Genomic DNA, 26,095 nt, shown 5'->3' with positions numbered 1-26,095 from the left:
TAAGAATGGTGCATGCCACAGTCACATTGAAGGGTGTGAAGTAGTGAACACAGCAAAGGGGCGATTTCGTCTGTCGCGCGATTGTTCTAAAGGCGCCGGGTGAGCACGCTTCCCATACATGCCGTTCTGCCTGACCTGCTGGCCGCCCTGCGAACCGATACCGGCGCGGTGCTGATCGCTCCCCCCGGTGCCGGCAAGACGACCGCGCTTGCCCCGGCGTTGCTCGCCGAAGACTGGTGCACGGGCACGGTCATCCTTCTGTCCCCCCGCCGCGTCGCCGCCCGCGCCGCCGCGGAGCGCATGGCCGAGCAGCTTGGAGAGGCCGCGGGCGAGACGATCGGCTACATCACCCGCCTGGATGCCAAACGGTCTGGACGGACCCGCGTGCTGGTCATGACCGAAGCGATCTTCGTCTCCACCATTCTTGCCGATCCGGAACTGCCGGGCGTCTCGGCGGTGCTGTTCGACGAGGCGCATGAGCGGCATCTCGACAGCGATCTCGGGCTTGCCCTGGCCGTCGAAAGCCGGAGTGTACTGCGCGATGATCTGCGGATCGTCGTCATGTCCGCAACGATCGACGGGTCCCGTTTTGCCCGTCTGCTGGGGGAGGGGACGCCCGTCGTCGAAAGTGCCGGCAAGGCATGGCCCCTTGCCGTCCGCTGGTTGGGTCATGCTCCCGAAAGACGGATCGAGGATGCGATGGCCTCCGCGCTGCTCACGGCCTGGCGGGAGCAGGAGGGCGACGTGCTGGCCTTTCTTCCCGGCGTCCGCGAAATCGAGCGCGTTGCCGAAAGCCTTGCGCAGAAGCTTCCTTCCGCGCTTGTACTTCCGCTGCACGGGCAGTGCGAACCGGCGGCGCAGCGGGCTGCGATCCGGCGTGATCCGGAGGGGCGTCGGCGGATAGTGCTCGCGACCGCGATAGCGGAGACCTCGCTCACGCTCGACGGCGTCTCCATCGTGGTGGATGCCGGGCTTTCGCGCCGGGCGGAGTTCGACAAGGCCGCGGGCGTCACACGCCTCGTGACGCATCGCGCAAGCCGCGCCTCGGCGGCGCAGCGGGCCGGTCGCGCGGCCCGGCAAGGACCGGGCACGGCATACCGCCTCTGGGAGGAGGCGGCCCACGCGGGGCGGCCCGAATTCGACCCGCCGGAGATGCTCACGAGCGACCTTGCTCCGCTCACGCTGACGCTTGCGCAATGGGGCACAGCGGACCCGGCGGCGATGGCCTGGCTCGACCCGCCGCCCGGTCCCGCCCTCGAAGCCGCGCGCAAGGGGCTCCTGTCGCTGGGCGCACTGGACGGCGAGGGACGTATCACCGCCTTCGGCCGCAAGGTGGCCTCGCTGCCGATGGACCCCGCCCAGGCGGCGATGATCCTGCGCGCCAGTGAACTGGGAGCGGCAGAGGAAGCCGCGCGGCTTGCCCTGCTCCTGCAGGAGCGCGGACTTGGCGGGCGGAGCGATGACCTTGCCCAGCGCCTGTCGCGCTGGAGTGGCGATCGGTCGCCCCGGGCACAGGCGTCACGCAAGCTCGCGGCCGGCTGGGCGCGGCGCGCGCAGGCTCTGGCACCGGCCGGGGCGGGAGCGCAGGCCGTACCGACCGGGATCCTCCTCGCTCTAGGCCGTCCGGACATGGTCGCCCGACGTCGCGACTCCTCGGGGGAGACGTGGTTGAGCGCGGGCGGGCGAGGCTACGTGCTTGACCCCGCCTCTCCGCTGGCGGCGCGGGAATGGATGGTCATCGGCGATGCGCAGGGCCAAGCGAAAGGGGCTCGTATCCTGTCCGGCCTTTCGCTGGAGCCGGCGGAGGTGGAAAGCTGGCTTGGCGACGCCATCGCACGGCGCACGGTTCTGCGCTGGAACGATGCCGAAGGCCGCGTGGAGGCCCGTCTGGAGCGACGGCTGGGATCGATCACGCTGGCGAGCGGGCCCGATCCGGCGCCCGATCCGGACGGCATCCGCGCCTTTCTCATCGAACGTGTCCGCCAGAAAGGCCTGAGCGTCGTCTCTATTGGAAAGGGCGCACAAGGCTTGCTGCGCCGCGCGCGCTACGCGGGAATCGAGGCGCTATCGGAGGAAGCGCTGCTTGCCGATCTGGAGGAGTGGCTGGGGCCGATCCTCGGGCGCCGGTTCGATGCGCTCGACCCGGGAGCCGTGTCGCAGGCGCTGCGCAACCGCCTCACCTGGGATGACCAGCAGGCGCTGGAGCGGCTGGCGCCGGCCGAGTTCCGCAGCCCTGCCGGAACCACTCATCCTATCGACTACGAGGACGAGGGTGGCCCGTCTGTGGAAGTGCGCGTCCAGGCGCTGTTCGGGCTGGATCGTCATCCCGGCTTCGGCCAGCCTGCGCAGCCACTTCTGCTCAAGCTGACGTCACCTGCTGGTCGCCCCATCCAGACCACGCGCGACCTGCCGGGCTTTTGGCGCGGTTCGTGGCGGGACGTTCAGCGGGACATGAAAGGACGATACCCGCGGCACCGGTGGCCGGACGAGCCCTGGGCCGAGGACCCGTCCCTAAAGACGCGCAATGCCTTCGAAGCGAGCCGCAGCCGGTGATTCGCGCTTGATTTCGGCGGTGATTCGGGGGCAAAGCCCCTTCTCATGAGCGCACGTATCTATCAACGCCCGAAGAACGCCATGCAGTCCGGCAAGGCGCTTCTTGACCAGTGGATCCTCGAATTTGCCCCGGCCGAGGCGAAGAAGGCCGACCCGCTGATGGGTTGGGCCGGTTCGGGTGACACGCAGCAGCAGGTCGTCCTGCGCTTTCCCAGCGTGGAAGAAGCCAAAACCTACGCCGAGCGTCACGGTATCGACGCGGAAATTCATCACACCCCGCCGCGCCGCCTCAAGATCCAGGCCTACGCCGACAACTTCCGCTAAGGGACAGGGACTCCCGCGTGCTGTCCGGTTTGTTGCCCCGGGGGGTGGACAAACCGGATCGGCGCCGCCATAGGGCGCATCGGGAGTCGGACGGGCGCTTGCGCTCGCCAACCTGGTCAGGTCCGGAAGGAAGCAGCCACAACGGGTTGCGGCGGGTCGTTCGGCTCCTTCATCATCACATTGCCGGTATCGAAAGCGGCTGCTCGCCCCAGGTAAGTGCGCTGCATCGCTGCGGTTTGCGCCGCGGACGAGGTCAAGGCTGTGGAACATGGCGCTTCCCTCCTGACATCGGGGCGAGCAGTCCCTAGTTTGGGTGACGATGGACGACTCACGCGACATGTTCGGCGACACGCCTCCCTGGGACGAGGATGACTTGGCGGGGGAGAGGGAAGACGCCGCTCCGCGTGCTGCCGAACTCGAAGCGGCCGGGCAGCAGTCGATGTTCGGCGATGCCGAACCGGTGAGTGCCGGGCCCGCATCTCCTGAGCCGGCACCCCCGGGGTCCGTGACGTCGCCTGCCGCTCCGGCAACCGAGCCCCCGCCCACCGCGACCGAAATGCCTGCCGCGAACGGGAAGGTGAACTCTCCGGCCGCAGCGAAAGCGCCTCCGGAAGACCAGCCCAGCCCGGCGCAGCCTTATCGCGTGCTGGCGCGCAAGTATCGCCCGCAGACTTTCGCCGAACTGATCGGGCAGGAGGCGATGGTCCAGACGCTCGCCAACGCGATCAAGCGGGATCGGCTTGCCCACGCCTTTCTGATGACCGGCGTGCGCGGCGTCGGCAAGACCTCGACCGCGCGTCTTATTGCCAAGGCACTCAACTGCATCGGGCCGGATGGGCAGGGCGGTCCCACCATCGATCCCTGCGGCGCGTGCGAGCCCTGCACGGCCATTGCCGAGGGCCGGCACATCGACGTCATAGAAATGGACGCGGCAAGCCATACCGGCGTCGACGACGTTCGCGAAATTATTGAGGCGGTACGCTATTCAGCCGTTTCCGCGCGCTACAAGATCTACATCATCGACGAAGTTCACATGCTCTCGCGCAACGCCTTCAATGCGTTGCTCAAGACGCTGGAGGAGCCGCCGGCGCACGTGAAGTTTCTCTTCGCGACGACCGAAGTGGACAAGCTTCCCGTCACGGTGCTGTCGCGCTGCCAGCGTTTCGACCTGCGTCGAATCCCGGCCCCCATGCTGGCCGGGCATTTCGCTCACGTCTGCCAAATGGAGGGCGTCGAGGCGGAGGACGAGGCGCTGTCGATGGTGGCGGCGGCAGCGGAAGGCTCTGTTCGTGACGGCCTTTCGATCCTCGACCAGGCGATCGCGCACGCCGATCTCGACGGCGAAGGGCGTGTCCGCGCCGAAAAGGTGCGCGACATGCTCGGGCTTTCCGACAAAAGCGTGCAGAGGAAGCTCATCGCCGCCGTCCTCGAGGGCAAGGGGGGCGATCTCCTCGACCTCGTCGCCCGGCAGTTCGCGCTGGGTGTCGAACCCATCGCGCTCATGCGCGGGGTGATGGATCTTACCCATCGTATCACACTCGCGCAGGTGAGCGGAGCCGCAGAGGCGCATTCGGCCGAGGAACGCGAAGCGATCGAGGGTTGGGCGAAATCGCTTCGCCCAGGACAGCTTCATCGCTTGTGGCAGTTGCTGCTGAAGGGCTTCGACGAAGTGAAGTCGGCCCCCGATCCGCTGGTGGCCGCGCAGATGGCCTTGCTTCGCATCATGCACGCCTCGGACATGCCGGACCCTGGTTCCCTCGTGCGCAAGCTCGAGGAGATCGCGGCCCGCGCTCCCGCTCCTGCGGGCATGCCGGCTGAAGGCGGCGCGCCGGCAACCGCTGGAGCCGCCGCCGGGCCTGCGGCCGTAGCGCCGCGCTGGGAAGCCCTCGTCGACGACGTGGAGTATGCCGGGGAGATGTCGGCGGCCAATACCATGCGGATGCAGGTCCGCGTGGTGGAACTGGCGCCGGGGCTCCTGCGCTACACGCAGCCTGCGGGCTTCAACGAAGATATCGTCGGAGTGGTGCGCAACGGCCTCCAGACGGCCACCGGAGAGCGCTGGCAAGTGGAGCGCGTGTCCGCCGAAGGCGCGCCGACGCTGGTGGAGATAGCGGAAGTGAAGAAGGCGGCCGATGCCGAGGCGCTGCGGACGTCACCGCTGGTCGAAGCTGCTCTGGCCGCCTTTCCGGGCGCCGAACTGATTGAGGATGATCGCCAGGTCGCTATCGGCGGCGGTCGTAGTTGGAGACGTTGAGATGAAGTCCATGGAAGAGATGATCAAGGCGGCGCAGCAGGCGGCCGAGACCATCCAGAAGCAGATGACCGAAACCCAGGGCAAGCTCGACCAGCTTGAGGTGGAAGGGCTTTCGGGCGGCGGCCTGGTCAAGATCCGCTGTTCGGCCAAGGGGCGGGTCATCGGCGTTTCGATCGATGATAGCCTGATGGTTCCCGGCGAGAAGCCGATCCTCGAGGACCTTGTCGCTGCCGCTTACAACGATGCGCGCGTGAAGGCTGACTCCGTAGCCAACGAGGAGATGGCCAAGGCGCAGCAGGGCATGGGCCTGCCGCCGGGCTTCAAGATGCCTTTCTGATCGCTGACGGCTGGACTGTGATGCGACGAGCCCGCCCGGCATTGTCCGGGTCGGGCTTGTTCGTACCGGCGATGCCGGTTGTCGGGCTCGGCGTACGCTGCGGAGCCGGAGACGAGCGGGGTCCCGCGGGATGGAGGCAAGTACAGGAAAACGGACCGTATTTCCCAGTTGGGAGAATGCCTTCCGTAAAGGCACTGCAGAAATACCTGCAGCGGGCGCACCGGTTTCCACCTCCTTTCGGCTAGAAGAGATTGCAAGGCTGCTCAAACACCCCATATCCTGCCCGAAGAGCCCGGGGGAGGCTTCAAGCAGTCCCCTGTGCGTGATGAACTGGATACCGCTTTGAACCTGCTTCCGCTTCTGCCGCTGCGTGACATCGTCGTTTTTCCGGGCATGGTCGTGCCCCTCTTTGTCGGTCGTGAAAAATCGGTCGCCGCGCTTGAAGCCGCGATGGCGGGCGACAAGGACATCTTCCTGCTGGCGCAGCTTGATCCCGGTTGCGACGATCCCGATCGGGATGACCTGTACGATACGGGTGTGATTGCCAGTGTCCTGCAACTGCTGAAGCTTCCTGACGGCACCGTCCGCGTGCTTGTCGAAGGGCAGGACCGCGCCCGGCTCGAAACGCTGCGCCCGGAACAGACCGAAGACGGCGAAATGCTGGTGGCCGGCGTCGAGCCGATCGAGCCGGCCGAAGCGGAAGGCACCGAAGTCGCGGCGATGATGCGCACTGTCGTCGACCAGTTCAACGAATACGCCAAGCTCAACAAGAAGCTGGGTCAGGACGCGGGCGAACAGCTGGGCGACATCGAGGATGCGGCGAAGCTGGCCGATACTGTCGCCGCGCAGCTTTCGGCCAAGGTGTCCGACAAGCAGGCGGTCCTCTCCGAGACGGACCCGCTCAAGCGCCTGGAAATGGTCTACTCGTTCATGGAGGGCGAACTCGGTGTCCTGCAGGTAGAGCGCAAGATTCGCGGCCGCGTAAAGCGCCAGATGGAAAAGACCCAGCGCGAGTATTACCTCAACGAGCAACTCAAGGCGATCCAGTCCGAGCTGGGTGGCGGCGAGGGCGACGAGGCCAACGAGCTTCAGGAACTGGCCGAACGCATCGAGAAGACCAAGCTCTCCAAGGAAGCCAAGGAAAAGGCGACGACCGAGCTGAAGAAGCTCAAGTCGATGCAGCCGATGAGCGCCGAGGCGACGGTCATCCGCAACTACCTCGACGTGCTGCTTGGCCTACCCTGGGGCAAGAAGAGCAAGCTGAAGCGCGACATTTCCGAAGCGCAGACGATTCTGGACGCCGATCACTACGCGCTCGACAAGGTCAAGGACCGCATCGTCGAGTATCTGGCCGTGCAGGCGCGAACCAACAAGCTGAAGGGGCCGATCCTGTGCCTCGTCGGCCCTCCGGGCGTCGGCAAGACCTCGCTGGGCAAGTCGATCGCCAAGGCGACGGGCCGGGAGTTCATCCGGCAGTCGCTGGGCGGCGTGCGCGACGAGGCGGAGATTCGCGGACACCGCCGCACCTACATCGGCTCGCTGCCGGGCAAGATCGTGACGAACCTGCGCAAGGCGGGCAAGTCCAACCCGCTGTTCCTGCTCGACGAGATCGACAAGCTGGGCCAGGACTTCCGCGGCGATCCGGCCTCGGCGCTGCTCGAAGTGCTGGACCCCGAACAGAACGCAAAGTTCCAGGACCACTATCTGGAACTCGACATCGATCTGTCGGACGTGATGTTCGTCTGCACCGCGAACAGCCTGAACCTGCCGCAGCCGCTGCTGGACCGCATGGAGATCATCCGCCTCGAAGGTTACACCGAGGACGAGAAGGTCGAGATTGCCGAACGCCACCTGATCCGCAAACAGGTTGAGGCGCACGGACTGAAGGCCAGCGAGTTCACGCTTACGGAAGCGGGCCTGCGCGATCTCATCCGCTATTACACCCGGGAAGCCGGCGTAAGGACCCTTGAACGCGAAATCGCGCGCCTCGCCCGCAAGTCGCTGCGCCAGATCCTCGAGGGTAAGGCTACGCAGGTCACGATCACGCCGGAGAATCTGGCGGAGTTCGCCGGTGTGCGCAAGTTCCGCCACGGCGTGGGCGAAGAAGAGCACCAGGTCGGCGCCGTGACTGGCCTCGCGTGGACGGAGGTGGGCGGTGAACTGCTCACCATCGAAAGCGTCACCGTTCCCGGCAAGGGCAACATCAAGGCAACCGGCAAGCTGGGCGACGTCATGAACGAGTCCATCCAGACCGCGTTCAGCTTCGTGCGCGCCCGGGCTCCGGCCTATGGCATCAAGCCCAGCGTCTTCCACAAGAAGGACATCCACATCCACCTGCCTGAAGGCGCGGTGCCCAAGGATGGTCCTTCGGCGGGCATCGGCATGGTCACTTCGATCGTCTCCACGCTGACCGGCAATGCCGTCCGCAAGGACGTGGCGATGACGGGTGAAGTGACCCTGCGCGGCCGCGTCCTGCCGATCGGTGGTCTGAAGGAGAAGCTTCTGGCGGCGCTCCGCGGCGGCATCACCACGGTCCTGATCCCGGAAGAGAACCGCAAGGATCTCGCTGAAATACCGGACAACGTGAAGCAGGGTCTGGAGATCATTCCCGTCGCGCACGTGGACGAGGTTCTCGCCAAGGCGCTGACGGAACCGCTCACCGCGATCGAGTGGACCGAAGCGGACGAACTTGCCGCAGCGCCGGCTCACGTCCATTCGCCGGCTGCGACTGCACACTGACCGGCTGGCGGGCCTTCTCCGGCAAGGAGAAGGCCACCCCGGGGCGAAGCTCCGGGATCCGGGTTCTTGCCGGACCGGGGGAGCGGGATAGCACCCTCGCATAATCTTGCCCGTCGCTTCAGGGCGCGTTTTCAAAGGAATTGATCATGGGTTACCGGGTTGTCGTCGTCGGCGCGACGGGAAATGTCGGGCGCGAAATGCTCAACATCCTAGCTGAGCGGGAATTCCCGGCCGATGAGATTGCCGCTGTCGCGTCCTCGCGCTCGGTCGGCTCGGAAGTCGAATATGGGGAAACCGGCCGCATGCTCAAGGTCAAGAACCTCGAGCATTTCGACTTCACCGGCTGGGACATGGCTCTTTTCGCCGCCGGATCCGCCGCGACCAAGGTCTATGCTCCGAAAGCCGCAGCGCAGGGTTGCGTGGTGATCGACAACTCTTCGCTTTATCGCATGGACCCGGACGTGCCGCTGGTGGTGCCGGAGGTAAACCCGGAAGCGATTGACGGATACACCGTGCGCAACATCATCGCCAATCCCAACTGCTCCACCGCGCAGATGGTCGTCGCGTTGAAGCCGTTGCACGACAAGGCGCGGATCAAGCGTGTCGTCGTCGCCACGTACCAGTCGGTTTCGGGAGCGGGCAAGGGCGGCATGGACGAACTGTTCGAGCAGAGCCGTGCCATCTTCGTGGGCGATCAGGTGGAGCCGCGCAAGTTCAGCAAGCAGATCGCGTTCAACGTGATCCCGCACATCGACGTCTTCCTCGACGACGGTTCCACCAAGGAAGAGTGGAAGATGGTGGTCGAGACGAAAAAGATCCTCGACCCCAAGATCAAGGTCCAGGCCACTTGCGTGCGGGTGCCGGTGTTCGTCGGCCACTCCGAAGCGCTTAACGTCGAGTTCGAGGAGGAGATCAGCGCCGAGGAAGCGCAGGAAATCCTGCGCGAGGCTCCGGGCGTGATGCTGATCGACAAGCGGGAGGACGGTGGTTACGTCACCCCGGTCGAGGCGGTCGGCGATGGTGCGACGTATGTCAGCCGCGTGCGGGAGGACTCCACCGTGGAGAATGGTCTCGCGCTGTGGTGCGTGTCGGACAACCTTCGCAAGGGCGCGGCGCTCAATGCGGTGCAGATTGCCGAGTTGCTCGGGCGCCGGCACCTCCAGAAGGGCTGAGTGCTCGCGGCGTACAGTCCGCTGCGGGCCGCCGCCTTTTGCCTTCTTCGTTTCCGATGACGCCGCGCAAGTGAGTTTTCCGTGACAGACATCCAGACCACCTTCGTTGAGGGTTTCGGCGGCGCGAAGCTCGCCGTGCACAGAACGGGCGACGTGGGTGGGCGGCCGTTGTTGCTCCTCCATGGCCTGTTCTCGAGCGCGCAGGTGAACTGGATCAAGTTCGGCAACGCCGCCATTCTCGCCGGCGCCGGCTTCGACGTGATCATGCCTGACCTGCGGGCACATGGGGAGAGCGACGCCCCGCACGATCCTGCAACCTACCCGTCCGATGTCCTTGTGCGCGACCTTCAGGTGGTCGTCGCTGAGTTGGGTCTTTCCAATTATGACCTCGGCGGGTTCTCACTGGGGGCGCGCACGGCCGTTCGCGGAGTGCTGGCCGGTCTGACGCCGCGCAGGCTCGTCCTGGGCGGCATGGGGCTTACCGGCCTGTCGGGCTGGACGAGGCGCAGTGCTCACTTCGTTGATGCCATCGACCGGTTCGGCACCATCGAGCGTGGCGACAAGGCGTTCGTCGCGCAGGCGTTCATGAAGTCCATGAAGATCGACCGGGTTGCCGCGCGGCTCCTCCTCGGGTCCGTCGACGACACGAAGCAGGAGGCCTTGGCGCAGATCGGCATGCCCACGCTCTGTGTCTGCGGTGCCGACGACCAGGACAACGGTTCCGCACCCGAACTGGCCGCAGCGCTTCCTTCGGGCACTTATGCCGAGGTGCCGGGAAACCATATGTCGTCGGTCACCTTCAAGGACTTCGGCCGGGCAATCGCGAACTTTCTCGAATAAGTGTTTGGGAAACCGGCTCGCCCGGTTGATCGGCACGGACGAGAAGCTAGTCTGCGGCCATCACGAAGTCGAGAAGGTCCCCATCATGAAGTTCGCTTCAATTGCCCTGGCCGCGCTTGCTGCCGGCCTGTCCTTTGCCGCTCTGCCGGCACACGCCGAAGAATACCCGCTGACGGCCGAGGGTGCTGCCCAGTTCGTCGCCGCTGCCGAAAAAGACCTGTTCGACTTTTCCATCGACACCGCCCGCGCGAGCTGGGTGAACGCCACCTACATCAATGAGGACACGGACGCCCTTGCCGCCAAGGCAAACGGCCTGATGACTGAAAAGCAGGTGCAGTACGCGGTGGACGCAGCGAAGTTCGCCAAGGTGGGCGGGCTGGACGCGGATGTGGCGCGCAAGCTGCACATCCTGCAGCAGAGCATCGTCGTTCCCGCCTCCTCCACACCGGGGGCTGCTGCCGAACTGAGCGAAATCACCACTCGCCTCTCCTCCACTTACGGCAAGGGTCGGGGCACGCTGGACGGGAAGCCGATCAACGGGTCGGACATTGAAGCCGAAATGGGCAATACGGAGCGGACGCCCGCCCAGCTCTCGGAGATGTGGACCAGCTGGCACGACAATGTCGGCAAGCCGATGAAGGCGGACTACGTCAAGATGGTGGGAATGGCGAATCAGGGCGCGAAGGAGCTCGGCTTCGCGGACGTGGGCGCCATGTGGCGCTCGGGCTACGACATGACGCCAGAAGCCTTCGCGGCCGAAACGCAGCGCCTCTGGAACGAAACCAAGCCTCTCTACCTCGCGCTTCACACCTACGTTCGACGCAAGCTGAACGAGAAGTACGGCGATGCCGTGCAGCCCCGCACCGGCCCGATCCGCGCGGACCTGCTTGGCAACATGTGGGCGCAGGAGTGGGGTAATATCTACCCGCTCGTCGCTCCGGCCGGGGCGGGTGACCTGGGCTACGACATCGGCGATCTGCTAAAGGCTCAGAACAGGACGCCCGTCGACATGGTGAAGACCGGCGAACGGTTTTACTCCTCGCTCGGCTTCGATCCCCTGCCAGACACGTTCTGGACGCGCTCGATGATCACCAAGCCCGCGGATCGGGAGGTGATCTGCCACGCCTCGGCCTGGAACGTCGACAACAAGGACGACATCCGCATCAAGATGTGCACCAAGGTGAATGCGGACGACTTCGTTACCATTCACCACGAGCTGGGACACAATTACTACCAGCGCGCCTATAACCGGCAGCCGTTCCTTTATCAGAGCGGCGCCAATGACGGCTTCCATGAGGCTATCGGCGACTTCGTGGCCCTGTCGATCACGCCGCAGTACCTCGTCCAGATCGGACTGCTCGATCAAGCGAAGGTGCCGTCTGCGGACAAGGATATCGGCCTGCTCCTGCGCCAGGCACTGGACAAGGTGGCCTTCCTCCCGTTTGGGCTGATGATTGACCGCTACCGCTGGGACATCTTCGATGGCAGCATCCAGCCCGCCGACTACAACAAGGCCTGGACGAAGATGCGGCTGGATTACCAGGGGATCACCCCGCCGACCGCGCGGCCGGATGACGCGTTCGATGCGGGCGCCAAGTACCACGTCCCGGGCAATACGCCGTACACCCGCTACTTCCTCGCGCGCATCCTGCAGTTCCAGTTCTACCAGGCCGCGTGCAACCAGGCCGGGTGGAAGGGCCCGCTGCACCGGTGCAGCTTCTATGGCGACGAGAAGGTGGGCGAACGCCTGAACGCCATGCTGGAGATGGGCGGTTCGAAGCCCTGGCCCGAAGCGCTCAAGGTCTTCACCGGATCGCCGAAGATGAGCGCCAAGCCCATGCTGGATTACTTCGCACCGCTCAAGAAGTGGCTGGACGCCCAGAACAAGGGTGAGACTTCCGGCTGGTAACACCAGCCGAACGGCCGGCGTGCGCTGACCGCGCGCCGGCCCCGGTTGCGAAAAGACCCGCCTCACTTTCGTGGAGCGGGTCTTTTCCTGTCAGCGGCTCTGCTCTTAACGGAACGGCGGTTCGTTGAAGGCGCGCAGCTTTCGCGAATGCAGCCGATCGCCCTGTTCACGCAGCAGGTCGCAGGAAATGAGACCGATCTTCAGATGGCTTGCGATCGCTTCCTCGTAGAAGCGGTTGGCCTGCCCGGGAAGCTTGAGCTCGCCATGAAGCGGCTTATCCGAGACGCAGAGCAGCGTGCCGTAAGGGACGCGGAAGCGATACCCCTGAGCGCTGATCGTGGCGCTTTCCATGTCGATGCCGATGGCCCGGCTAAGGCTGAACCGCTTAGCCGATTCCGTGTAACGCAGCTCCCAGTTGCGGTCGTCCGTCGTGACGACGGTGCCGGTGCGCATGCGCTTCTTGAGGTTTGCCCCACCGCCGCCGCTGACCATCTCTGCCGCCTGTGCCAGTGCCTGCTGGACTTCGGCAATGGCGGGCAGCGGGATCTCCGGCGGCAGGACCGGATCCAGAACGTGATCGTCGCGAAGGTAGGCGTGCGCCAGCACGTAGTCGCCGATGCGCTGGCTGTCGCGCAGGCCGCCGCAGTGGCCGATCATCAGCCAGGCTTCGGGCCTCAGGACCGCAAGGTGATCGGTGATCGTTTTCGCATTCGAGGGGCCTACCCCGATGTTGACCAGTGTGATGCCCGAGCCATCCTCACGGATCAGGTGGTAAGCCGGCATCTGATGCCGACGCCATGCCGTGTCGGAGAGGCGTGCACGAGCGTTGTCGACCGGCGCGTCCAGATAGAGGCCACCTGCGCCCGACAAGGCAACGTAGCCGTCCGATCCGACCTGCTTTCCGGCCCAATCGACGAACTCGTCCACGTAGCGATGGTAGTTGGTGAACAGGACGAAGCGTTGGCAATGCTCCGGACTGGTGCCGGTGTAGTGCGCAAGGCGCGCAAGGCTGAAGTCCGTACGCAGGCCGTCGAACAGCGCCAGGGGATGCGGCTCGCCTTCACCGCTCTGGAAGGTGCCGTCCGCGATCTCATCGCCGATCATCGCCAGTTCGGTACTGGGGAAGTGAGCGGCCAGTTCCTGCGGCGTGACGGCACCGACCGCCACCCCTTCAAGGACATAGGGAAAGGGGATTTCCTGCGCCGACCGCGTCACCTGGAATTCCACCTCGTACTCCGCCTCGATCAGCGCGAGCTGTTCCTCGAGGTAATCGGCGAAGAGGTGAGGGCGTGTGACCGTCGTGACGTAGGTTCCCGGCGCCTCGAGCCGGCCGAAAGCGCGCGATGCGGGGGCTGCCCGTTCGACACCGCGATAGGTGATGCGCAGCTCAGGGTAAGTCCAGAGGCGGTCAGCGCGGCGATCGTCGGGGGGAAGAGTGCCGTTTTTAACGAACGCGGCGATGTCGGCCTTGAGAGTGGAAACGGCGGCTTCATATACGCGGACCAATTCCGCGAGGGTTGCTTTCATGTTCTGCATGTCCATCTATTACGCATTCCGTACTGGGGCGCAATAGGGACAAAGTGCGACGCGGTGCTGACGCCTGCGCCCTCATATGAGCTTTGCCGGTCTGCCGCCGTCCGCAGTTGTCGAGGGCGGAACGGAAAAGCCCCCGCTTCACGAGGAAGCGAGGGCTCTTGATCCGTTTCGGTACCGAAAGGGAAGGGATCAGGCCTGAGCCTCGCCCTCTTCCTCGGTTTCCTCGACCGCGATCTCGCCAGGTTCGGCGTTCGGGTCGTAGGCTTCGGTGAAGCCCGAGACGTCCTGTTCGAACATCGCGGCCATCACGTCTACGCCCTGCGACTGCAGTTCGGCTTCGTCCGGCGAACGCGCGACGTTCACCTTGACGTTGACCGAGACTTCGGGGTGCAGGTTGACCTTGACGTCGAAGATGCCGAGCGTCTTGATCGGGCGCTCAAGCACGATCATCTGCTTCGACACGTTCGCGCCCTGTTCGTTCAGGCCGTCGACGATGTCGCGGACCGAGACCGAACCGTAGAGCTGGCCCGAGTTCGACGAGGCGCGGATCAGGACGATCTGCTTGCCTTCGACGTCGCCCGACTGCGCTTCGGCGGCCGTGCGGCGCTCTGCGTTGTCGGCCTCGATCTTGGCGCGGTTGGCTTCGAAGACCTTCTTGTTCGCGTCGTTGGCGCGAAGGGCCTTCTTGTTCGGAAGCAGGTAGTTACGAGCGTAACCGTCCTTGACCGAGACGACGTCGCCGATGGCGCCGAGCTTCTCGATGCGCTCCAGGAGGATGATCTGCATGGGTAGGTCCCTCCCTTACTTGACGATGAAGGGCAGCAGGCCGATGTGCCGGGCGCGCTTGATGGCCTGGCTCAGCTCACGCTGCTTCTTGGCGGAAACCGCGGTGATGCGGCTGGGGACGATCTTGCCACGCTCGGACATGAAGCCCTGGAGCAGACGAACGTCCTTGTAATCGATCTTCGGCGCGTTCTTGCCCGAGAACGGGCAGGACTTGCGGCGGCGGAAGAATGCACGTGCCATGTGGATCAGGCTCCTTCACGTTCGCGACGGCGCGTACGCTCGCGGTCGCTCTTGCGCATCATGACCGAAGGGCCTTCCTCATGCTCGTCAACGCGGATGGTGACGTAGCGGATGACGTCTTCGTTGATCGAAGTCTGACGCTCGAGCTCAGCGACGACGTCGCCCGAAGCTTCGATGTTCAGCATCACGAAGTGCGCCTTGCGGTTGCGCTTGATCTTGTAAGCGAGATTCTTGAGGCCCCAGGTCTCGGTCTTGACGACCTTGCCCTGGTTCGACTCGACGATCTCGGTGGCGGCGGCAGCCAGCGCATCAACCTGCGCTTGGCTAAGGTCCTGGCGCGCCAGGAACACGTGCTCATATAGAGCCACGGCAGCTTCCTTATCTTGTCTAACCGATCGCTGGCTACCCGCGGGATTGCGGGGCCCCTCCGGCTTTCTTCAGTGTTCCGCGAAGTTTCACGACTTCGAGGAAGGGGCGCCCTTAGCCTATTGGGGGGAGATTGCAAGCCGGGACTCTGCAAAGCGCCGCGCGCCCCTTCTCAGGAACAAGAAAAAATTGCCACATGGCGTTAAAATGTTGCGCATGAGGGACAGGGCGTTAGCTAGGCACATCCTTCAGTCGAGAGTCGAGCTATATGAAAAGAACATATCGTCGTTTCGCACTGGCGCTGCTGGCAAGCGTGGCGCTCCCGATGTCGGCCGGGGCGCAGGGCGTCGGCAACGCCTCGACGACGAAAGGGGCAACGGCTGAAACGGTGACGACTCAGTTGCCGCGCGCGGTGCGTCCCAGTCATTACGACCTGACCATTACCCCCGATGCGCAGGCCATGACATTCGAGGGGCAGGCTGCGATCACCATCGACGTGGTCGAAGCGACCAGGACGATAACCCTGCATGCGGCCGACCTGGCCATCGCGAAAGCAGCCTTGACGACCAAGACCGGCAGGAAGGCAGGTGCGCCGACCGTCACGCTGGACACCAAGGCGCAGACGGCGACCTTCACGTTCACAAAGCCGGTCGCGCCAGGCAGCTACGTGCTCTCGATCGATTATGCGGGCAAGATCAACACGCAGGCGTTCGGCCTCTTCGCGCTGGACTACAAGGCCGCAGACGGATCGCAGAAGCGCGCACTTTTCACGCAGTTCGAAAACTCCGACGCGCGCCGTTTCATGCCTTCCTGGGACGAGCCGTTCTACAAGGCGACGTTCAGCCTCAAGACGATCGTTCCCACCGACGAGGTTGCTGTCGGCAACCTGCCGGTGGAGAGCCGGAAGGATCTGGGGCAGGGCAAGACGCTGGTGACGTTCGGCACCAGCCCCCGGATGTCGACATACCTGCTGTTCTTCAGCCTGGGCGACTTCGAGCGCAAGACCGTCATGGTAGGCGACACCGAAGTGGGTGTCCTGACCAAGCGCGGCGATCTCGCACAGGCGGATTATGCGCTGAAAGCCTCGGCCGACATGCTGCCGTGGATGAACGAGTACTTCGGCGAGAAGTACCCGCTGCCCAAGCTGGACCATATCGCAGCGCCCGGGCGCAGCCAGTTCTTCTCCGCGATGGAGAACTGGGGCGGCATCTTCTACTTCGAAAACGCCATGCTGCTGGACCCGAAGATCGCGTCGAACAGCCTGCGCGAACGCATCTTCACCGTCGTCGCGCATGAAATGGCGCACCAGTGGTTCGGCGATCTCGTCACCATGTCCTGGTGGGACGACCTCTGGCTGAACGAGGGCTTCGCCTCCTGGCTCGAAAGCCGCGCGACGGAAAAGTTCCATCCGGAATGGCATCCCGAGTTGACCGCGCTCGGCTCTCGCGAGTCCGCGATGGGTCAGGATGCCTACGTCACTACGCATCCGGTCATTCACCCCATCAAGACGGTGGAGGAAGCCAGCCAGGCCTTCGATTCGATCACCTACTCCAAGGGTGAGGCGGTCATTCGGATGCTGGAGGCCTATGCCGGTTCCGACGAGTGGCGCGCGGGCGTACAGGCGTACATGAAGCGCTACAGCCACTCCAACACGGTAACCGATGACCTGTGGCGCGAGATCGACAAGGCTTCGGGCAAGCCGATCAGCGAAATCGCGCACGATTTCACTCTCCAGCCCGGAATTCCGCTGGTGAAGGTAACGGCCACCTGCAACGCCGGCTCCACGGCCGTGGCGCTGGAGCAGGGCGAGTTCACCCGCGATCGCGCCGGCAAGCAGCCGCTGGCCTGGCGTGTGCCAGTGCGCGTGGCCCAGGTCGGTGGGACAGCTCAGGCCGAGACGCTGCTCCAGGGCAAGGGCGCACTCCAGGTTGCGGGCTGCAGCCCCGTGATCGTCAATGCAGGCCAGACCGGCTACTACCGTGTGCTTTATGATCCCCGCACCTTTGCCGGGATCGCCAAGAACATCGCAACGGTGAAGCCGGTCGACCAGCTCGGCATCCTCAACGATGCGGTTGCGCTGGGCTACGCTGGCAATCAGCCGATGGCCGATATGCTGGACCTGGTGAAGAACCTCCCGGCCGACGCATCGCCGCAGGTGATGGAACGCGCGGCAAGCGTCATTTCAGGGTTGGCGCCCTATGCTGAAGCCAATCCGAAACGCAAGGCGGCCCTGACCCGCTTCGCAACGGCGCGCCTTCTGCCAGTGCTGAAGGGCCTGGGTTGGACGCCCAAGGCAGATGAGCCTGCGACGGCGGGCGAACTGCGCGCAACGCTTATCGAGGTGCTGGGCGATCTTGGCGAAAAGACGGTGGTGGCTGAGGCCCGCCGCCGTTTCGCTGATCCGGCCGCGATCGATCCTTCGGTCAAGGTCGCCATCCTTGGCGTCGTCGCAAAGAACGCCGATGCCGCCACCTGGGATGCCCTCCATGCGATGGCGAAGGATGAGACCTCCGCGCAGGTTCGCACCACCCTCTATTCGCTCCTGGGCCGGGCGGCCGATCCCGCACTGGCCGACAAGGCGCTCGCCCTGTCGCTCACGGATGAGCCGGGGCTGACGACCAGCCCCGTCATCGTCAGCTCGGTGGGCGCGGAACATCCGGAAAGGACGTTCGATTTCGTGATGGCGAACTACGATGCCGTCATGGGCCGCGTCGACGTGTCGGGGGCAACCCGCTACGTAGCGCGCCTGTCCGCGACGAGCGCCGATCCCGCCATGGTCGGCAAGCTCGATGCCTATGCGAAGCAGCGTCTTGCCGCCGGTTCGCGCCGTCCCGTGGACGAGGCGATCGCCAAGATCCAGGACCGCATCAAGGTTGCGCAGACGCGCCTGCCTGAAGTGGACGCCTGGCTGGCGAAGGCCGGGTACTGACCGAAGCTGTCCCGTCTTCCGGCGGGACAGCATGCCATGCGATGCCCGGCGATCGTCACGGTCGCCGGGCCTTTGCGTTCTGCGCCCTTTAGAAGGTGATAGCGAATCGCCTGCAGGCAGTGCAGCCATCAGCTGCCTTCTGCTTTTTCTTGCTCGACGGTCGTTTAGCCCGCATGGCTGACGACCGTTCCGTTCACTTTCAAGAGGTTCCCTGATGCCCTCCGGCCTAGTTGCCCTGCTTGACGACGTAGCGGTCATAGCCCGAGCCGCGGCCGCGTCCCTCGATGACGTTGCAGCGGGTGTCGCGAAGGCGGGCTCCAAGGCCGCCGGCGTGGTGATCGACGACGCGGCAGTGACGCCGGGCTATGTCACGGGCTTCACGCCGGAACGTGAGCTGCCGATCATCTGGAAGATCGCCAAGGGCTCGTTCCGAAACAAGTTGCTGATCCTGCTGCCGATCGCCCTGCTCCTGAGCGCTTTCTTGCCCCAGGCGATAACGCCGATCCTGATGATCGGCGGCCTCTATCTCGCCTTCGAAGGCGCAGAGAAGATCATGGAAAAGCTCGGTGGCGAGAAGCACGGGGAGACCTTGGAAGATCCTATCCAGGACGTCGCCACCTTCGAGACGGAGCGTGTGACTGGGGCGGTACGGACCGACCTCATCCTCTCCGCTGAAATCATGGCCATCGCGCTCGCCGAAATTGGCGAGCAGTCGCTGGTCGGCCGCGCTGTTACGCTTGCGCTGGTGGGCATTGCCATCACGGCCGCTGTCTATGGGGCCGTCGCGCTCATCGTGAAGATGGACGACGTGGGCCTGCATCTGGCGAAGAAGCCCGGCTCGGCCGCTCAGGCGTCCGGACGGATGCTGCTGCGGGCGATGCCGGCGGTCCTCACTTTCCTCGGTAGCGTCGGAACCGTGGCGATGCTGTGGGTCGGCGGCGGCATTATCCTGCACGGCCTGGAGGAGCTTGGACTGCCGGGTCCCGCTCACGTCGCCCACGCGATCCAGCATGCCGTTGCCGAGGCCACCGGCCCGCTTGGAGGGGTGACCGGGTGGCTGGCTTACGCCGTGGCTTCAGCGATCGTCGGGCTTGTCCTGGGCGCGATTGTCGCATTGGTGGTTCACCTCGTCGCGAAAGGCCGCGGCAAGGCGCACTGAACCGCTGCGGTCAGTCGAGGGCTGCAAGGAGGTCGCGGGCGAAGATCGTCAGCGTGTCGTCGCGCGCCCCCATGACGACCACGCGGTCGCCGGGGCGGGCGATCTGTGCGATGCGAGCGGCGCAGTCATCGCGGGACGGTATGTATTCGGCCGTGCCGCCATGGCTTTCGATCAGCCTCACGATGCGTTCGCTGCCGTGCGTCCGGTCCACCGTTCCGCCGAAGTAGACCGGATCGCACAGGATCGTGACGTCGTCCGTGCCCAGTCGTGTGGCGAAAACCTCGGCCAGTTCGGCACCCATCTGGCGCAACGGACCGTAACCGTGGGGCTGGAAGAAGGCGATGATCCGGCCGGGATGCGCGCGCAAGGTGGCAAGCGTTGCGGATACCTTGTCCGGATTGTGCCCGAAGTCGTCGATGACGACGGTGCCGGCAGCCGATGTGCCGATGACGTCGAAGCGACGGGCCAAGCCTTCGAACGAGGTAAGCGCGGCGACCGCATCGGCGATCGATACCCCGGCCGCGTTGGCGGCTGCGATGGCGGCGAGGGCGTTGTAGAGGTTGTGCCGCCCCGGAACCTTGAGCGTGAGCGCATGAGAGCCGCCATCGCGCTTGTCGACAATCGTGGCGGTGAGGGAGGTTGGGCCTTCAACGATGTCCGTGGCGCCGATCTCCGCTTCGGATGAGGTGATGCCAAAGGAGATGAACGCCTGCGCCTTTGCAGCGAGGGCGCTGGTCTCGGCATCGTCGAGATTAAGGGCGCAAACCTCTGCGCGCGCAAGGAAATCACCGAAGAGCTGGCGCAGTTCCTCAAGGCTCTTGTGATCGAGACTGACATTGCCGAGGACCGCCACCTTCGGGCGATAGAGCGCGATCGAGCCGTCGCTTTCATCGACCTCGGAAACGAAGGCGCTGCCCTGGCCCACGCGCGCGCTGGCGAAGGGGGCATCCTCGCGCACGAAATTCTTCATCACCGCGCCGTTCATGATCGTTGGGTCGCGGCCGGCGGCGGTCATGATCCACCCGGTCATTCCGGTGACGGTCGACTTTCCGGACGTGCCGCCGATGGCGATCCCTTCAGGCGCCGCGTTGAAGAGCGTGGCGAGCAGTTCGGCGCGGGTCATCCGTGTGCAGCCCAGCTCCCGGGCCCGAAGGACCTCGGGAACGGTATCCTCGACGGCGGCGGAGGCCACCAGCACCTGTTCGCGCGAGGTGATGCCGCTGCCGTCCTGCGGGAAAAGTTCGAAGCCGAGCGATTTGAGCCACGCGAACTTGTCGGCGCTGCGGCCCTGATCGCGGCTACGGTCGGAGCCGCCGATACGGGCACCATGCCCCTTGAGGATCAGCGCCAGCGGCAACATGCCCGAGCCGCCGATGCCGCAGAAGAACCAGGGATGAGTGGTGAGGTCGCGGGCGTCGTTCATGGGCCAAGCCGTATGCGGCCTTGCCCGTCATGACAACCTCGATAGGAATGGACGGCATGACACGCTCTTCCATCCGGGTAGCCGTTTGCGCGCCATCCACTTCGATAACGCGAGAGGACGCCCGAGCTGTACGGGAACTCGCCGCCGCCGAGTTTCCGCAGGTCGAACTGGTTATCCACGAACAGTGCTTCGAAGCGGACGGCCATTTCGCGGGCGCCGACCAGCGCCGGCTGGACGCGTTGGTCGACTGCGCGAACGATCCCGGGTTCGATGCGGTGTGGTTCGCACGCGGGGGGTACGGCGCTTGCCGCGTGGCGGAAGGCGCGATCGCACGCATGGAGCATGCGGCCGGAGAAAAGACATACCTCGGCTATTCCGACGCGGGCTATCTTCTGGGTGGCCTCTATCGTGCGCGGATCGGACGCCCCGTTCACGGGCCCATGTTGGCGGACATCCGGCGCGAAGGCGGCGACGATGCCGTTCGCCGGGCCCTTGGCTTCCTTTCAGGGGCGCCGGACGGACTGGAGCCTTCGCTGGGACGGGAGCGGCATCCGGTCGTCGCCTTCAACCTCATGACGCTCGCGATGCTGTCCGGTACCCCGCTTATGCCCGGATTGGCCAGCCATGTCGTAATGGTGGAGGAGGTTTCCGAATATCTTTATGCCGTCGATCGGCTGTTCTTCCATGCCACGGCTCATCTTAACGGCATTGCCGGGCTGCGCCTCGGGCGAGTGAGCGACGTTCCGGAAAACGATCGCCCGTTCGGCGCGGACGTTGAGGAAATAGCCCGGTACTGGTGCGAGCGACATGCGATCCCGTTTCTCGGGGCGGCCGATATCGGCCACGACGCGGCAAACCGGATCGTGCCTTTCGGTTGAAGGACGGCATTCCGGGCTTGCGGTTCACGGCCAAGGTCAATAACCGCGCGCCACATTCGAATTTTTGAAAGCGGTGCGTGGCTCCAGCCCGCCGTTTGAGCAAGGAGCGGTCGCAAGATGCGTGCATTCGTTTTCCCCGGACAGGGCAGCCAGAAGGTCGGCATGGGTGCGGAACTCGCTGCGGCGAGCGCCGTCGCGCGTGAGGTTTTCCAGGAGGTCGACGATGCGCTCGGCCAGAGCCTGTTTCGGATCATGACCGAAGGCCCGGAGGACCAGTTGACCCTCACCGAGAACGCACAGCCGGCGATCATGGCCAATGCCATTGCGGTGCTGCGCGTGCTTGAGAAGGAAGGCGGGATCAGCCTTGCAGACAAGGCGGACTTCGTTGCCGGTCACTCTCTGGGTGAATACACCGCGCTCTGCGCAGCCGGTGCTTTCAGCCTCGCCGACACCGCGCGCCTCCTGAAGCTGCGCGGCCAGTCAATGCAGGCGGCCGTCCCTGTGGGCGTGGGTGCGATGGCGGCGCTGCTCGGCGCCGATATTGAAAAGGCAACCGCCCTCGCCGAAGCAGCGGCTGAGGATCAGGTCTGCACCGTCGCCAACGACAACGATCCCACCCAGGTCGTCATCTCCGGTCACAAGGAAGCGATCGAGCGCGCCATTGCGCTCGTAAAGGAGCATGGCATCAAGCGCGGCATCGCGCTGCCCGTCTCGGCGCCGTTCCACTGCCCGCTGATGCAGCCCGCCGCCGACGCCATGGCCGAGGCGCTTGCCGCAACCCCGCCGGGCACGCTGCGAGTGGCGCTTTTCGCCAACGTCACCGCTTCGGTCGTGACCGATCCGGCCGAAGTCCAGCGCCTCCTCGTTGAGCAGGTCACCGGCCGCGTTCGCTGGCGTGAGAGCGCGATCGCCATGCGCGAAGCCGGGGTGGAGCGTTTCTTCGAGATCGGCGGCAAGGTCGTCGGCCCGATGATCAAGCGCTCGGCCGGAGAGGTGGACGTCACCGCCGCCACGACGATGGCGGAGATCGAGGAATTGGCGAAGAGCCTGTAAAGCCGTCGCGTCCCGGGCTTGACCCGGGACTGCCAGCCGTTCGAAGAAGCATCGCCGGATGGCGATCTAGGAGTTTTGCCATGTTCAACCTCAACGGAATGACTGCTCTGGTGACCGGCGCGAGCGGCGGCATCGGTTCGGCCGTCGCCCGGGCTCTCGCGGCACAGGGCGCACGCCTTGCGATTTCGGGATCGAATGCCGACAAGCTGCGCGCCTTCCGCGAAGAGCTCGACGAGCATACCCCGCAGCACCTGCAGGAAGTCGACCATGTCGCGATCGCCTGCAATCTTGGCGAGGCAGAGCAGGTCGAGAAGCTGGTTCCGGCTGCGCTGGAATCGCTGGGCAAGATCGACATCCTCGTCAACAACGCCGGCATCACGCGCGACAATCTTGCCATGCGCATGAAGGACGAAGAGTGGGACCAGGTCATCAGGATCAATCTTGAGTCCACCTTTCGCCTCATGCGCGCCGCCACCAAGCCGATGATGAAGGCCCGCTTCGGCCGCATCATCAACGTGACCTCCGTGGTCGGCACCACCGGCAACCCCGGGCAGATGAACTACTGCGCGGCGAAGGGCGGCATCACCGCCATGTCCAAGAGCCTTGCGCAGGAGCTCGCCAGCCGCGGTGTGACGGTGAACTGCATTGCACCCGGCTTCATCCGCACCGCCATGACCGACGTCCTGCCCGATGCGCAGAAGGAAGCGCTGAACGGCCGCATCCCCATGGGTCGCATGGGCGAGGGCGACGACATCGCCTCCGCTGCCGTGTTCCTGGCCAGCAAGGAAGCCGGCTACATCACCGGCCAGACCATTCACGTGAACGGCGGCATGGTGATGGTCTGACGTGACCGTCCAGGCGGGGCTTCGGGCGAAGGCATAGGACCGCGCCGGAGCCCTGCCCGGAGGACGTCAGGCCCAAGTTCTCCATAAGAACCCTTCATTTATCCCCAGATTCGCGGTTTCTGCCCTCGTTGCAGCTTGCCGCGCTTCCGACTCCCGTTAGAGATAGTCGTCCGAATTTCAGGGATGTCCGCATCCCGTGCCCGACCAAGGGGGACTTGAGGCTGTCATGAAGGCCACTATCGAACGTTCCACGCTGCTGCGCTGTCTTTCCCATGTGCAGTCGGTCGTCGAGCGCCGCAATACCATCCCGATCCTGTCGAACGTCCTGATCGAAGCTTCCGCCGGAGGCTCACTCAGGATCATGGCAACGGACCTTGATCTTCAGGTCGTCGAGACGCTGGGCGCTGTCTCTGTTGAGCAGGCGGGCGCGATCACGGTATCGGCGCACCTGCTGTTCGACATCGCCCGAAAGCTTCCGGAGGGCAGCCAGGTCAGCCTGGACTCGGCGGACAATCGCATGGTGGTGAAGGCTGGCCGCAGCCGCTTCCAGCTGCCGACGCTCCCGCGGGACGACTTCCCGATGATCGCCGAGGGCGAACTGCCCACCAGCTTCGAAGTCCCGGCCGCCACGCTGGCGCAGCTGATCGACCGGACCCGGTTCGCGATCTCCACGGAAGAGACTCGCTACTACCTGAACGGCATCTTCCTCCACGTCACGGATGAGGAACTGAAGGCGGCCGCCACCGATGGTCACCGCCTTGCCCGTTTCACCCTGCCGCGCCCGGATGGCTCGGAAGGCATGCCTGACGTTATCGTGCCGCGTAAGTGCGTCGGCGAACTGCGCAAGCTGCTGGAGGAATCGCTCGACACCAACGTGCTGGTCGATCTCTCGGCCAGCAAGATCCGCTTCACGCTTGGCGGTGAGAACGGTGTCGTGCTGACCAGCAAGCTGATCGACGGAACGTTCCCGGACTACACCCGCGTCATCCCCACCGCGAATGACAAGCTCCTGAAGGTGGATCCGAAGACCTTTTTCCAAGGCGTGGACCGCGTGGCGACGATCGCCACCGAGAAGACCCGCGCTGTGAAAATGGCTCTGGAAACCGATCGCGTGACGCTTTCGGTCACCTCGCCGGACAATGGTACGGCGGCGGAAGAAGTGCCGGCGCAGTATGCCTCCGACGGGTTCGAAATCGGGTTCAACGCGAACTACCTCAAGGACATTCTTGGACAGATCGACGGCGACACCGTTGAACTGCACCTCGCCGATGCTGCCGCTCCGACGCTGATCCGGCAGGACGACAAGAGCCCCGCGCTCTACGTGCTGATGCCAATGCGCGTCTGAGGTCAAATTCAGATGAAGTGATGACAAGGCCGGGGCGAAAGCTCCGGCCTTTGTGCATCGTAGGCTAGCGGCAGGAAGTGCCGGTCACGAGGCTCAGGCTCGGCCGGCCGCCTCGATCATCTTTTCCACCGCGACGAACTTCTCGCGGGGCGAACCCGCCCGGGCCGCCGCCACTTCCGCTTCGTCGATCTTCTGCCAGTCGGCGAATCGAACGACCTGGATGCCGCGCTCGGCCGCGAGTTCGTCAAACCCCTGCCGTCCGGGCTTTCCGGCGGGAGCGGGAATGTCGGCTTCGACCTTTTCGATGATCGAGAACCCGTCGGGCCGGTTGGCGCCGATCGTGCCCGTTGGCCCGCGTCGCGCCCATCCGACGCAGTAGAGGCCGGGAGCGATCCGGCCTTCCACATTGGCGAAGCGGCCGCCCTGTTCGTCATAAGGCACATCGGGAATGGGTGACGTCTGGTACCCGATGCAGGAGACGACGAGCCCGGCCGGAACGCGGTAGAAGGTGCCGGTGCCGACGGCCTTGCCCCCCTCGACCCGTGTTCTTTCGACTTCGACAGCCTCGACGCGGCCTTGGCCGATGATGGAATGGGGCGCCGCGAAGAAATCGAATTCGACGGCGACATCGTCCTGGTCGTTATCGGCGTCGGTGGCGAAGCTGCGCAGGAGAGCCATAGCCTTGCGCAGTCCGGGATCGAGCTGCGTATCGCGGTTGAGGTCCGGTAGATCGGCCGGATCGACCCGGGGATGGGCGCGTGTGAGGCTGGCCAGTTCAGCAAGCTCCTTGGGTGTCATCGCGATCTGGTGCGGCCCGCGCCGGCCAAGGATCACGATGCGCCGCACAGCCGAACCGCCCAGGGCAGTGCGCGCATGGGAGACGATGTCCGAACCCGTCAGCTCCTCCTCCGACTTGGCGAGAATACGGGCCACATCGAGCGCGACATTGCCATTCCCCACGATGACTGCCGTGTCATGATCCAGCTGCGGGTTCAGACCGGAGAACTGCGGATGTCCGTTGTACCACCCGACGAAGGCGGCCGAGCCGAAGACGTTGGCCAGATCGTCACCGGGCAGCTCGAGCCGGCGGTCGCGCGGTGCTCCGGTGGCGAGGATTACCGCATCGTAGAGGGTCTGGAGTTCACTCACCGACACGTCCCGGCCAAGCATCACGTTACCGACGAAGCGCACGTTCTGCGTCAGCGCCGTCGTCTCGTAGCGTTCGATCACGCCCTTGATCGCCTGATGGTCCGGCGCAACGCCGGTGCGGATAAGGCCAAAGGGGACGGGAAGGGTGTCGAATATGTCCACGTGGACGTCTTCGCCCCACTGCTTCAGCGCCGCTTCGGCAGTGTAGTAGCCGGCCGGACCCGATCCGACGATGGCGATATGCCGCATGGCTATGTC

Annotated in this window: 20 protein-coding genes and 1 other RNA gene; 15 read left to right on the top strand and 6 right to left on the bottom strand. The window is 64.8% G+C overall.

What is annotated here, in order from left to right; translation table 11 throughout:
- Nucleotides 1–99 precede the first annotated feature (99 nt).
- From hrpB to QOL62_RS15290, 9 genes are all read left to right on the top strand, one after another.
- Complete coding sequence (gene hrpB, locus QOL62_RS15330) at nt 100–2,553, top strand: ATP-dependent helicase HrpB (RefSeq protein ID WP_283406902.1); 2,454 nt, start codon at nt 100–102, stop codon at nt 2,551–2,553.
- Nucleotides 2,554–2,598: 45 nt separating this feature from the next.
- The gene (locus tag QOL62_RS15325) at nt 2,599–2,877 is read left to right on the top strand and encodes an ETC complex I subunit (protein WP_103730356.1); all 279 of its coding nucleotides are present in this window, start codon (nt 2,599–2,601) and stop codon (nt 2,875–2,877) included.
- A gap of 79 nt (nt 2,878–2,956) precedes the next feature.
- Nucleotides 2,957–3,051: signal recognition particle sRNA small type (ffs, locus tag QOL62_RS15320), an RNA gene on the top strand.
- A gap of 145 nt (nt 3,052–3,196) precedes the next feature.
- On the top strand, nt 3,197–5,131 hold the full coding sequence (locus QOL62_RS15315) for a DNA polymerase III subunit gamma/tau (RefSeq protein WP_283406901.1): 1,935 nt from the start codon (nt 3,197–3,199) through the stop codon (nt 5,129–5,131).
- 1 nt (nt 5,132) lies between these two features.
- The gene (locus QOL62_RS15310; protein ID WP_283406900.1) at nt 5,133–5,468 is read left to right on the top strand and encodes a YbaB/EbfC family nucleoid-associated protein; all 336 of its coding nucleotides are present in this window, start codon (nt 5,133–5,135) and stop codon (nt 5,466–5,468) included.
- Between the two features lie 342 nt (nt 5,469–5,810).
- Entirely contained in the window at nt 5,811–8,207 is a 2,397-nt protein-coding gene (gene lon, locus QOL62_RS15305; protein ID WP_283406899.1) for an endopeptidase La, read from the top strand.
- Nucleotides 8,208–8,353: 146 nt separating this feature from the next.
- The gene (locus QOL62_RS15300; RefSeq protein ID WP_103730353.1) at nt 8,354–9,379 is read left to right on the top strand and encodes an aspartate-semialdehyde dehydrogenase; all 1,026 of its coding nucleotides are present in this window, start codon (nt 8,354–8,356) and stop codon (nt 9,377–9,379) included.
- Nucleotides 9,380–9,460: 81 nt separating this feature from the next.
- Nucleotides 9,461–10,219: an alpha/beta fold hydrolase gene (locus QOL62_RS15295; RefSeq protein ID WP_283406898.1), complete on the top strand. Its 759-nt coding sequence runs from the start codon at nt 9,461–9,463 to the stop codon at nt 10,217–10,219.
- Between the two features lie 85 nt (nt 10,220–10,304).
- On the top strand, nt 10,305–12,128 hold the full coding sequence (locus QOL62_RS15290; RefSeq protein WP_283406897.1) for a M2 family metallopeptidase: 1,824 nt from the start codon (nt 10,305–10,307) through the stop codon (nt 12,126–12,128).
- A gap of 105 nt (nt 12,129–12,233) precedes the next feature.
- Here QOL62_RS15290 and QOL62_RS15285 read toward each other — a convergent pair whose 3' ends face one another.
- The 4 genes from QOL62_RS15285 to rpsF form a co-directional block, all read right to left on the bottom strand.
- The gene (locus tag QOL62_RS15285) at nt 12,234–13,664 is read right to left on the bottom strand and encodes an AMP nucleosidase (RefSeq protein ID WP_283406896.1); all 1,431 of its coding nucleotides are present in this window, start codon (nt 13,662–13,664) and stop codon (nt 12,234–12,236) included.
- A 189-nt stretch (nt 13,665–13,853) separates the two neighbouring features.
- Nucleotides 13,854–14,450, bottom strand: a complete 597-nt coding sequence (gene rplI / locus QOL62_RS15280) for a 50S ribosomal protein L9 (protein ID WP_103730351.1) — start codon at nt 14,448–14,450, stop codon at nt 13,854–13,856.
- A 15-nt stretch (nt 14,451–14,465) separates the two neighbouring features.
- Nucleotides 14,466–14,690, bottom strand: coding sequence for a 30S ribosomal protein S18 (gene rpsR, locus QOL62_RS15275; protein WP_039284546.1), 225 nt, complete (start codon nt 14,688–14,690; stop codon nt 14,466–14,468).
- 5 nt (nt 14,691–14,695) lie between these two features.
- Nucleotides 14,696–15,058 (bottom strand): 30S ribosomal protein S6, encoded by a 363-nt coding sequence (gene rpsF, locus QOL62_RS15270; protein ID WP_103730350.1) that lies wholly within the window; start codon nt 15,056–15,058, stop codon nt 14,696–14,698.
- A gap of 266 nt (nt 15,059–15,324) precedes the next feature.
- On the opposite strand from rpsF, the gene QOL62_RS15265 reads away from it, so the two are divergent.
- Nucleotides 15,325–17,985, top strand: a complete 2,661-nt coding sequence (locus QOL62_RS15265) for a M1 family metallopeptidase (RefSeq protein WP_283406895.1) — start codon at nt 15,325–15,327, stop codon at nt 17,983–17,985.
- A gap of 214 nt (nt 17,986–18,199) precedes the next feature.
- Entirely contained in the window at nt 18,200–19,144 is a 945-nt protein-coding gene (locus tag QOL62_RS15260) for a DUF808 domain-containing protein (protein ID WP_283406894.1), read from the top strand.
- A 10-nt stretch (nt 19,145–19,154) separates the two neighbouring features.
- Here QOL62_RS15260 and QOL62_RS15255 read toward each other — a convergent pair whose 3' ends face one another.
- Nucleotides 19,155–20,567 carry a glutamate ligase domain-containing protein gene (locus tag QOL62_RS15255; RefSeq protein ID WP_283406893.1) on the bottom strand — a complete coding sequence of 471 codons (1,413 nt, stop codon included), beginning with the start codon at nt 20,565–20,567 and terminating at the stop codon, nt 19,155–19,157.
- 56 nt (nt 20,568–20,623) lie between these two features.
- On the opposite strand from QOL62_RS15255, the gene QOL62_RS15250 reads away from it, so the two are divergent.
- The 4 genes from QOL62_RS15250 (at nt 20,624) to dnaN (ending at nt 24,688) form a co-directional block, all read left to right on the top strand.
- Nucleotides 20,624–21,445 (top strand): LD-carboxypeptidase, encoded by an 822-nt coding sequence (locus tag QOL62_RS15250; protein WP_283406892.1) that lies wholly within the window; start codon nt 20,624–20,626, stop codon nt 21,443–21,445.
- 117 nt (nt 21,446–21,562) lie between these two features.
- On the top strand, nt 21,563–22,498 hold the full coding sequence (gene fabD, locus QOL62_RS15245) for an ACP S-malonyltransferase (protein WP_103730346.1): 936 nt from the start codon (nt 21,563–21,565) through the stop codon (nt 22,496–22,498).
- Between the two features lie 80 nt (nt 22,499–22,578).
- Nucleotides 22,579–23,343, top strand: coding sequence for a 3-oxoacyl-[acyl-carrier-protein] reductase (gene fabG / locus QOL62_RS15240; RefSeq protein ID WP_283406891.1), 765 nt, complete (start codon nt 22,579–22,581; stop codon nt 23,341–23,343).
- Nucleotides 23,344–23,569: 226 nt separating this feature from the next.
- Nucleotides 23,570–24,688 carry a DNA polymerase III subunit beta gene (dnaN, locus tag QOL62_RS15235; RefSeq protein ID WP_103730344.1) on the top strand — a complete coding sequence of 373 codons (1,119 nt, stop codon included), beginning with the start codon at nt 23,570–23,572 and terminating at the stop codon, nt 24,686–24,688.
- Nucleotides 24,689–24,781: 93 nt separating this feature from the next.
- Here the strand turns inward: dnaN and QOL62_RS15230 are convergent, their stop codons facing one another.
- Nucleotides 24,782–26,086 carry an FAD-dependent oxidoreductase gene (locus tag QOL62_RS15230; RefSeq protein ID WP_283406890.1) on the bottom strand — a complete coding sequence of 435 codons (1,305 nt, stop codon included), beginning with the start codon at nt 26,084–26,086 and terminating at the stop codon, nt 24,782–24,784.
- Nucleotides 26,087–26,095: the final 9 nt, after the last annotated feature.

It is taken from the genome of Novosphingobium panipatense (assembly GCF_900182875.1).
Classification (GTDB): Bacteria; Pseudomonadota; Alphaproteobacteria; order Sphingomonadales; family Sphingomonadaceae; genus Novosphingobium; species Novosphingobium panipatense.
This window is presented reverse-complemented; position numbering and strand designations above follow the sequence as displayed.

Bases quoted from the DNA above. Each gene is read 5' to 3' on its own strand.
- QOL62_RS15325 (WP_103730356.1), top strand. From the start codon at position 2,599: ATGAGCGCACGTATCTATCAACGCCCGAAGAACGCCATGCAGTCCGGC.
- QOL62_RS15315 (WP_283406901.1), top strand. From the start codon at position 3,197: ATGGACGACTCACGCGACATGTTCGGCGACACGCCTCCCTGGGACGAG.
- QOL62_RS15310 (WP_283406900.1), top strand. From the start codon at position 5,133: ATGAAGTCCATGGAAGAGATGATCAAGGCGGCGCAGCAGGCGGCCGAG.
- QOL62_RS15300 (WP_103730353.1), top strand. From the start codon at position 8,354: ATGGGTTACCGGGTTGTCGTCGTCGGCGCGACGGGAAATGTCGGGCGC.
- QOL62_RS15290 (WP_283406897.1), top strand. From the start codon at position 10,305: ATGAAGTTCGCTTCAATTGCCCTGGCCGCGCTTGCTGCCGGCCTGTCC.
- QOL62_RS15285 (WP_283406896.1), bottom strand. From the start codon at position 13,664: ATGCAGAACATGAAAGCAACCCTCGCGGAATTGGTCCGCGTATATGAA.
- rplI (WP_103730351.1), bottom strand. From the start codon at position 14,450: ATGCAGATCATCCTCCTGGAGCGCATCGAGAAGCTCGGCGCCATCGGC.
- rpsR (WP_039284546.1), bottom strand. From the start codon at position 14,690: ATGGCACGTGCATTCTTCCGCCGCCGCAAGTCCTGCCCGTTCTCGGGC.
- QOL62_RS15265 (WP_283406895.1), top strand. From the start codon at position 15,325: ATGAAAAGAACATATCGTCGTTTCGCACTGGCGCTGCTGGCAAGCGTG.
- QOL62_RS15260 (WP_283406894.1), top strand. From the start codon at position 18,200: ATGCCCTCCGGCCTAGTTGCCCTGCTTGACGACGTAGCGGTCATAGCC.
- QOL62_RS15255 (WP_283406893.1), bottom strand. From the start codon at position 20,567: ATGAACGACGCCCGCGACCTCACCACTCATCCCTGGTTCTTCTGCGGC.
- QOL62_RS15250 (WP_283406892.1), top strand. From the start codon at position 20,624: ATGACACGCTCTTCCATCCGGGTAGCCGTTTGCGCGCCATCCACTTCG.
- fabD (WP_103730346.1), top strand. From the start codon at position 21,563: ATGCGTGCATTCGTTTTCCCCGGACAGGGCAGCCAGAAGGTCGGCATG.
- fabG (WP_283406891.1), top strand. From the start codon at position 22,579: ATGTTCAACCTCAACGGAATGACTGCTCTGGTGACCGGCGCGAGCGGC.
- dnaN (WP_103730344.1), top strand. From the start codon at position 23,570: ATGAAGGCCACTATCGAACGTTCCACGCTGCTGCGCTGTCTTTCCCAT.
- QOL62_RS15230 (WP_283406890.1), bottom strand. From the start codon at position 26,086: ATGCGGCATATCGCCATCGTCGGATCGGGTCCGGCCGGCTACTACACT.